This window comes from Pseudomonas sp. HMSC076A11 (genome assembly GCF_001810205.1).
GTDB lineage: Bacteria > Pseudomonadota > Gammaproteobacteria > Pseudomonadales > Pseudomonadaceae > Pseudomonas > Pseudomonas aeruginosa.
In genome coordinates this window covers 183,189-190,265 of record NZ_KV800311.1, presented here as the reverse complement: position 1 = coordinate 190,265, position 7,077 = coordinate 183,189, and the positions used below count along the sequence as shown (strand labels likewise).

2 protein-coding genes and 1 pseudogene are annotated in these 7,077 nt (G+C 68.0%); all 3 read right to left on the bottom strand.

The window, feature by feature from the left end; genetic code table 11:
• On the bottom strand, positions 1-2,770 hold a 2,770-nt coding region (gene muxC, locus HMPREF2716_RS17440), incomplete at its 3' end, for a multidrug efflux RND transporter permease subunit MuxC (RefSeq protein WP_070621970.1).
• Positions 2,767-5,898, bottom strand: a pseudogene (muxB, locus tag HMPREF2716_RS17435) (multidrug efflux RND transporter permease subunit MuxB). The pseudogene muxB and the gene muxC, both read right to left, overlap by 4 nt.
• Positions 5,895-7,077, bottom strand: a 1,183-nt coding sequence (muxA, locus tag HMPREF2716_RS17430) for a multidrug efflux RND transporter periplasmic adaptor subunit MuxA (RefSeq protein ID WP_017001916.1), incomplete at its 5' end; no start/stop codon positions are given. The gene muxA and the pseudogene muxB, both read right to left, overlap by 4 nt.

Below are 7,077 nucleotides of genomic sequence, written 5' to 3'. Positions count from 1 at the left end.
TCTTGACGATGCCGATCAGCAGGATGATGCCGATCAGCGCGATCAGGCTCAGCTCGCTGCGGCAGAGGATCAGCGCGAGCAGCGCGCCGACCCCGGCCGAAGGCAGGGTCGAGAGGATGGTCAGCGGGTGCACGTAGCTCTCGTAGAGGATGCCGAGGACGATGTACACCGCCAGCAGCGCCAGGAGGATCAGCCAGGGCATCTGGTTCTGCGTGTCCTGCACCGCGCCGGCGTTGCCCTCGAAGCTGGTCTGCACGTCCACCGGGATGTGCAGCGGCTCCAGGGCCTGCATGATGGCCTCGCGGGTCGGGCCGATCTGCGCGCCCGGTGCCAGGTTGAAGGACAGCGTGGTGGCGGCGAACTGGCCCTGGTGGTTGACCTCCAGCGGTGCCCGGCTCGGTTCGTAGTGGCTGAACGCGGACAGCGGCACGCGCTGGCCGTCGTTGCCGATCACCTGGACCTGGCGGAGGATCTCCGGGCTCTGCTGGTACTGCTGGTCGACCTCCATCACCACCCGGTACTGGTTCAGCGGGTTGAAGATGGTCGACACCTGGCGCTGGCCGAAAGAGTCGTTGAGCACCGCGTCGACCATTTCCACGTTGATCCCCAGGGTCGCCGCGCGGTCGCGGTCGATCACCAGGCGGGTCTGCACGCCCTTGTCCTGGGAGTCGCTGTTGACGTCCACCAGCTGCGGCAGCTTGCGCATCGCCGCCTCGACCTTCGGCGCCCATTCGCGGAGCAGGGTCAGGTCGTCGCTGCGCAGGGTGAATTCGTACTGCGCGTTGCTGTCGCGGCCGCCCAGGCGCACGTCCTGGCCGGCGTTGAGATAGAGCGCCGCGCCGGGCACCTTGGCGATCCGCTCGCGCAGCCGGGTGAGGACCTTCTCCACCGGGTCGCGCTCGCCGATCGGCTTGAGAGTGACGAAGAACGAACCGGTGTTGCTCGACTGCCAACGGCCGCCACCGATGAAGCCGACCACGTTTTCCACCGCCGGATCGGAAGAGAGGATCTTGCGGTACTCGCCCATCTTCGCGCTCAGGGACTGGAACGAGATGCTCTGGTCGGCCACCGCGTAGCCGCGCAGGCGCCCGGAGTCCTGCTGCGGGAGGAAGCCCTTGGGCACCACCACGAACAACCAGAGGTTCATGGCGATGCAGGCCAGCATGATCACCACCATCAGCCGCGAGTGCTCCAGCGCCCAGCCCAGGCTGGCGCGGTAGCGCAGCATGAAGGCGGCGAAGAAGCGATCGCTGCGCCGCGCCAGGGAAGCGCCTTCGGGCCGTTTCAGCGGACGCAGCAGACGCGCGCAGAGCATCGGCGTGAGGGTCAGGGATACCACCAGGGACACCAGGATCGCCGCCGAGAGAGTCACCGCGAACTCGCGGAACAGCCGTCCGGTGAGGCCGCCCATGAGCAGCAGCGGGATGAACACCGCGACCAGCGAGAGCGTCATCGACAGCACGGTGAAACCGACCTGGCGGGCGCCGGTGATCGCCGCCTGGATCGGCGGATCGCCCTCCTCGATGCGTCGGGCGATGTTCTCCACCACCACGATGGCGTCGTCCACCACGAAGCCGGTGGCGATGATCAGCGCCATCAGCGACAGGTTGTTCAGGCTGAAGTCGCACAGGTACATGACCGCGAAGGTGCCGATCAGCGAGACCGGCACCGCCAGGCTGGGGATCAGCGTGGCGCGGCCGTTGCGCAGGAACAGGAAGACCACCAGGATCACCAGCGCCACCGAGATCAGCAGGGTCAGCTCGGCCTCTTCCAGCGACGCACGGATCGACGGGCTGCGATCGTCCATCACGTTCAGCTTGACCTGCGGCCCGAGCAGTTCCTGCAACACCGGCAGTTGCGCGTGGATGGCGTCGGTGGCCTCGATGATGTTGGCGCCGGGCTGGCGGGTGACGATCAGCAGCACCGCCGGCAGGTCGTCGGAAAAGCCGGCGTTGCGCACGTCCTCCACCGAGTCGCTGACCTTGGCCACGTCGCCGAGGCGCACCGCGGCGCCGTTGTCGGCGTTGTAGTGGATCACCAGCGGCTCGTACTCGCGGGCCTTGCGCAACTGGTCGTTGGCGTCCACCTGCCAGTGCTTGTCGTCCTTCTCGACGGCGCCCTTGGGGCCGTTGCTGTTGGCCGCGGCGATGGCCGTGCGCACGCTGTCCAGGGACAGCCCGTACTGGCTCATGGCATCCGGGTTGAGGTCGACCCGCACCGCCGGCAGCGAGCTGCCGCCGATGCTCACCTGCCCTACCCCCTGCACCTGCGACAGCTTCGGCGCCAGCACGGTCGAGGCGAGGTCGTACATCTCGCCGCGACTCTGGGTCTCCGAGGTCAGGGTGAGGACCATGATCGGCATGTCCGAGGGGTTGGCCTTGCGGTAGCTGGGATTGTTCGGCATACCGCTGGGCAGCAGGCTCATCGCGCCGTTGATCGCCGCCTGCACCTCGCGGGCGGCGCCGTCGATGTCCTTCTCCAGGTCGAACACGAGCACCACGGTGGTCGAGCCCAGCGAACTGCTGGAGGTCATCTCGCTGATCCCGGCGATCCGTCCCAGCGAGCGCTCCAGCGGCGTGGCCACCGACGAGGCCATGGTTTCCGGGCTGGCGCCCGGCAGGCTGGCGCTGACCACGATGGCCGGAAAATCGACGTTGGGCAGCGGCGCCACCGGCAGCAGGCCGAACGACAGGGTGCCGGCCAGCAGCAACGCCAGGGTCAGCAGCGTGGTGGCGACCGGGCGGCGGATGAAGGGCGTGGACAGACTCATCGCCCGGCGTCCCCGTCGAACCCGGCCTCGGTGTTCAGGTCCAGCCCGCGCTGCTTGCGCCAGGCCGCCCAGCGACGGGCCAGGCGGTCGAAGTAGAGATAGATCACCGGGGTGGTGAACAGGGTCAGGACCTGGCTCAGCAGCAGGCCACCGACCATGGTGATGCCCAGCGGCTGGCGCAGCTCGGCGCCGGCGCCGCCGGCGAGCATCAGCGGCAGCGCGCCGAGCAGCGCGGCCATGGTGGTCATCAGGATCGGCCGGAAGCGCAGCAGGCAGGCCTGGTAGATCGCCTCATGGGGCGGCTTGCCTTCGTTGCGCTCGGCGTCGAGGGCGAAGTCGATCATCATGATCGCGTTCTTCTTGACGATGCCGATCAGCAGGATGATGCCGATGATCGCCACGATGCCGATCTCCTGCCCCGCCAGCATCAGCGCCAGCAGCGCGCCGACCCCGGCCGAGGGCAGGGTCGAGAGGATGGTCACCGGATGGATGAAGCTCTCGTAGAGGATGCCCAGGACGATGTACATGGTCACCACCGAGGCGAGGATCAGCAGCAGCGTGTTCGACAGCGAGGCCTCGAAGGCCAGCGCCGCGCCGCGGAAGCTGCCCTGCATGCTCAGCGGCAGCTCCAGGCTGGCCTCGACGCCACGGATCGCCTCGACCGCCTCGCCCAGGGAGTAACCCTTGGCCAGGTTGAACGACAGGGTCGCCGAGGGGAACTGGGCGATATGGTTGATCGCCAGCAGGGTATGCCGCTCCTCCACCTTCGCCAGGCTCGACAGGCGCACCTGGGTGCCGTCGCTGGACGGCACGTAGAGCTGCTCCAGGGCCTGCGGGCCGAGCTGGAACTGCGGCGCCACCTCCAGCACCACGCGGTACTGGGTGGCCTGGGTGAAGATGGTCGAGATCAGCCGCTGGCCGAAGGCGTTGTAGAGCACGCTGTCGATGTCGGAGAGCTTCACGCCGAGGCGCGAGGCGGTGTCGCGGTCGATGTTCAGGTAGGCCTACAAGCCCTTGTCCTGCCAGTCGCTGGCGACGTCGGCGAGCTGCGGCAACTCCTGCAGCCGCGCCACCAGCTTCGGCACCCACTCGGCGAGCACGTCCGGGTCGGCGTCCTGCAAGGTGAACTGGTACTGGGTGCGGGCGACCCGGTCCTCGATGGTCAGGTCCTGCACCGGCTGCATGTACAGCTTGATCCCGGGCAGGTGGTCGAGTTCGGGCTGCAGGCGCTGGATCACTTCGCTGGCGGTGACGTCGCGCTCGCTGTGCGGCTTGAGGTTGATCAGCAGGCGGCCGGTGTTGAGGGTCGGGTTGCTGCCGTCGACGCCGATGTAGGAGGACAGGCTGGCCACCGCCGGGTCCTTCAGCACCACCTCGGCAAGGGCGCGCTGGCGCTCGGACATGGCCTGGAAGGAGATCGACTGCGGCGCTTCGGCGACGCCCTGGATCACCCCGGTGTCCTGCACCGGGAAGAAGCCCTTGGGCATGGCCAAGTAGAGCAGCGCGGTCAGCGCCAGGGTGGCGATGGCCACCAGCAGGGTCAGCGGCTGGTGCCGCAGGACCACCCGCAGGGCCTTGGCGTATTGTGCGATCAGGCCATCGATGACCCGCCCCGCGGCGCGCGCGAAGCGGCCCTGCTGGTCCTCGTCGATGTGGCGCAGCAGCTTGGCGCTGAGCATCGGCGTAAGGGTCAGGGAGACGAAGCCGGAAATCAGGATCGCCACCGCCAGGGTGATGGCGAACTCGCGGAACAGCCGCCCGGCGACGTCGCCCATGAACAGCAGCGGGATCAGCACGGCGATCAGCGAGAAGGTCAGCGAGATGATGGTGAAGCCGATCTGCTTCGAGCCCTTGAGCGCCGCTTCCAGCGGCGAGTCGCCCTGCTCCAGGTAGCGGGCGATGTTCTCCACCATGACGATCGCGTCGTCGACCACGAAGCCGGTGGCGATGGTCAGCGCCATCAGGGTCAGGTTGTTGATCGAGAAGCCGGACAGGTACATCACGCCGAAGGTGCCGATCAGCGACAGCGGCACGGCGAAGCTGGGAATCAGGGTGGCGTAGACGTTGCGCAGGAACAGGAAGGTGACCATCACCACCAGCGCCACCGCCAGCGCCAGCTCGAACTGCACGTCCTTGACCGAGGCGCGGATGGTGGTGGTGCGGTCGGTCAGCACCTGCACGTCGAGATTGCCCGGCAGGGTCGATTGCAGCTGCGGCAGCAGCGCCTTGATCCGGTCGACCACCTCGATCACGTTGGCCCCCGGCTGGCGCTGGATGTTCAGCACCACCGCCGGCAGGTTGTTGGCCCAGGCGGCCAGGCGCACGTTCTCGGCGTCGTCCTCGACGCTGGCGACGTCGCGGATGCGCAGCGGCGAGCCGTTCTTGTAGGCGATGATCAGGTCGCGGTAGGCGTCGGCCGAGCGCAACTGGTCGTTGGCGTCCAGGGTCGAGGCACGGGTCGGGCCGTCGAAGCTGCCCTTGGGGCCGTTGAGGTTGTTGCTGGTCACCGTGCTGCGCAGGTCCTCCAGGCTCAGCCCCGCCGCCGCCAGCGCCGTCGGGTTGGCGCGCACCCGCACCGCCGGGCGCTGGCCGCCGCTGATGCTGACCAGGCCGACCCCGGAGATCTGCGAGATCTTCTGTGCCAGGCGGGTATCCACCAGGTCCTGGATCTGCGGCAGCGGCATGCCGTCGGACATCACCGCCAGGGTCAGGATCGGTGCGTCCGCCGGATTCACCTTGCTGAACACCGGCTGGTTCGGCAGGTCGTTGGGCAGCAGGCTCTGCGCGGCGTTGATCGCCGCCTGGACTTCCTGCTCGGCGACATCGAGGTTGCTCTGCAGGCTGAATTGCAGGGTGATCACCGAGGCGCCGCCGGAACTGCTGGAAGACATCTCGTTGAGCCCCGGAATCTGCCCGAGCTGGTTCTCCAGCGGCGCGGTGATCGACGAGGTCATGATCTCCGGGCTGGCGCCGGGGTACAGGGTGACCACCTGGATGGTCGGGTAGTCCACTTCCGGCAACGCCGAGATCGGCAGGAAGCGGTAGGCGATCAGGCCCGAGAGCAGGATCGCCACCATCAGCAGGGTGGTCGCGACCGGCCGCAGGATGAACGGGCGGGACGGGTTCATTCAGCGCTCCCGCTACCCACCGAGTCGCCCTGGAGGCCGCTGGGGCGGCCAGTCTGCGGTTTCTGCGGCTCGCCCTCGAGGACCTGCGGGGAGGCCTCGGCGACACGCACTTCCATACCGTCGCGCAGGCGGTCGGTGCCTTCCACCACCACCTGCTCGCCGGCCTTCAGGCCGCTTTCCACCACCACCCGCTCGTTCTCGCTGGTGCCGATGGCGACGCTGCGCTGGCTGACCTTGTTGTCGGCGCCGACCACGTAGACATAGATACCGTTGGTGCCGCGCTGCACGGCGTTGGCCGGAATGGTCAGCACGCCCTTGAGGGTCTGCGCCAGCAGGCGCACGTTGACGAACTGGTTGGGGAACAGCTTGCCGTCGGCGTTCTCGAAGCGCGCCTTGAGCTTGACCGTGCCGGTGGTGGTGTCGATCTGGTTGTCCAGGGTGGTCAGGGTGCCTTCGGCGAGAACCTTGTCCTGGTTGCGGTCCAGCGCGGTGACCGCCAGCTTGCCGGGGCCGTTCATCTGCTCGACGACGGTGCCGATCTGCTGCTGCGGCAGGCTGAACACCACCGAGATCGGCTTGACCTGGGTGATCACCACCAGCGGCGTGGTATCGCCGCTGGTGACCAGGTTGCCGATGTCCACCTGGCGCAGGCCGAGGCGCCCGGAAATCGGTGCGCGGACCTCGGTGAAGGTCAGGTTGAGGCGGGCGTCGTCGACCTGGCCCTGGTTGGTACGGATGGTGCCCTGCAACTGGCGGACCTGGGCTTCCTGGGTATCCAGGGTCTGCTTGGCGATCGAGTCCTCGGCATACAGCCCCTTGTAGCGCTGCAGGTCGATCTCGGCGTTCTTCAGTTGCGCCTGGTTCTGCATCAGCGTGCCCTCGGCCTGGGCCAGCGCCGCCTTGTAGGTGCGCGGGTCGACCACCGCCAGCAGGTCGCCGGCCTTGACCTCCTGCCCCTCCTGGAACAGCACCTTGACCAGCTCGCCGTTGACCCGCGGCTTGACGTTCACCGTGTTGAAGGCGGTGACGGTGCCAAGCGCGTTGAAATGCAGCGCCAGGTCGCCCTGCTCCACCCTGGCCACGCCGACGGTGAGCGCGTTGGCCTTGGGCAGCGCGGCGCCCGGCTTGCCGCCGCGACCGGGTCGCCCGTCGGAGGACGGTGCCGAGGCGGGCGCCGCC